The 1,139-nt window shown below is 49.3% G+C and carries 2 protein-coding genes; one reads left to right on the top strand and one right to left on the bottom strand.

What is annotated here, in order from left to right; genetic code table 11:
• Window positions 1-156: 156 nt before the first annotated feature.
• Window positions 157-927 (bottom strand): hypothetical protein, encoded by a 771-nt coding sequence (locus tag F6J99_RS45250; RefSeq protein ID WP_293124033.1) that lies wholly within the window; start codon window positions 925-927, stop codon window positions 157-159.
• A 12-nt stretch (window positions 928-939) separates the two neighbouring features.
• On the opposite strand from F6J99_RS45250, the gene F6J99_RS45245 reads away from it, so the two are divergent.
• Window positions 940-1,139 (top strand): hypothetical protein (locus tag F6J99_RS45245; protein WP_293124030.1); only part of this gene is annotated, 200 nt, incomplete at its 3' end.

Raw genomic sequence — 1,139 nt, 5'->3', positions numbered from 1 at the left:
TCTATAGTTTATGAACTCTTGACTCTTGCCTCTTGCCTCTTGCCTCTTGCCCCACACTCCCCATCTCCCCATCTCCCCATCTCCCCATCTCCCCATCTCCCCATTTCCCCATTTCCCCATCTCCCCATCTCCCCATCTCCCCATCTCCCCATCTTCTTAATCTGGGGGACACAGGAAATTCTGGAGTTTTTCAGGCATTTCCTCAAAATTCTCTAGAAGGAAGTCCATGATGGCCAGATGGAACAAATCGATGGGCATGGGAGTGCGATAGTTGTGACCTCTGGCAAACCAGCGCTGTACTGTAGCTTCCGAACGGGAGCAAATACAGGCTATGACCTCGTAAGTCACTAACCATTTCCGATAAAACTGTTGTGGTGTCATAACAATTTGGCAGTTACTGTAGCGCTGGATTAAGGCTTGGTCTTTTTCGGTAAGAGGACGGGGCGTTTTCATCAGGTGTCCTCTACTGCTAGAGTTTCTAAGTCTGGATTTACCCATTGCCCCCGTTGGTCCCCCAAGTTTGATACTGCTGGCGAAAAAAACATTTAGTAATATCAGCCTGAAGACAGCAGTCTTTATAGCCCCCCAACCCCCAATTCTGGGGGAGCATGAACTTAAAGTTACCCATCTGCTACTCTTGTGTAAAGAAATATTAATTTCGCCAACGGTATCAAGTTTGGGGGACTTTGAGAGTAGTACCCCCCAGCGAGGGATTGCTCGCTGGGGGGTTAGGGGGGCAAAACCAACTAAACTTCCTAAGTTCGATAAATCTTCTTGCCAGGCCAGTAAGGTTATGGCTGGTTCAGTTGCCACAAACAGCGTCGAAGTCAGTGTGCTACACAGGCTAGAAGCCTGTGCCACAGAAGCCTGTGCCACAGTTTGTTGGTAGGGGTGACCCTCACCATCAGGGTGAATTGCTTTTACCATGGGGTTATCTCCTTGTCTAATGGAGGAGCCAGAAGCCAGCGTTCGCCTTGGACAGTTTTCGCTGGCTTCTTCCTATCTCCTATCTATCGGGTAAGTCAGCGGGATTGCTCCCGCTTCGTCCCCAAAGCACCGTGCGAACAAGTCTCCAAGTACACGGCGCAACCAATTCCAAAAGAACTCACTTATCTCTGCCACTCTTTTTCCTTGATTTG

Origin of the sequence: Moorena sp. SIO4G3 (genome assembly GCF_010692305.1) — a bacterium.
Lineage (GTDB): Bacteria > Cyanobacteriota > Cyanobacteriia > Cyanobacteriales > Coleofasciculaceae > Moorena > Moorena producens_A.
This window is presented reverse-complemented; position numbering and strand designations above follow the sequence as displayed.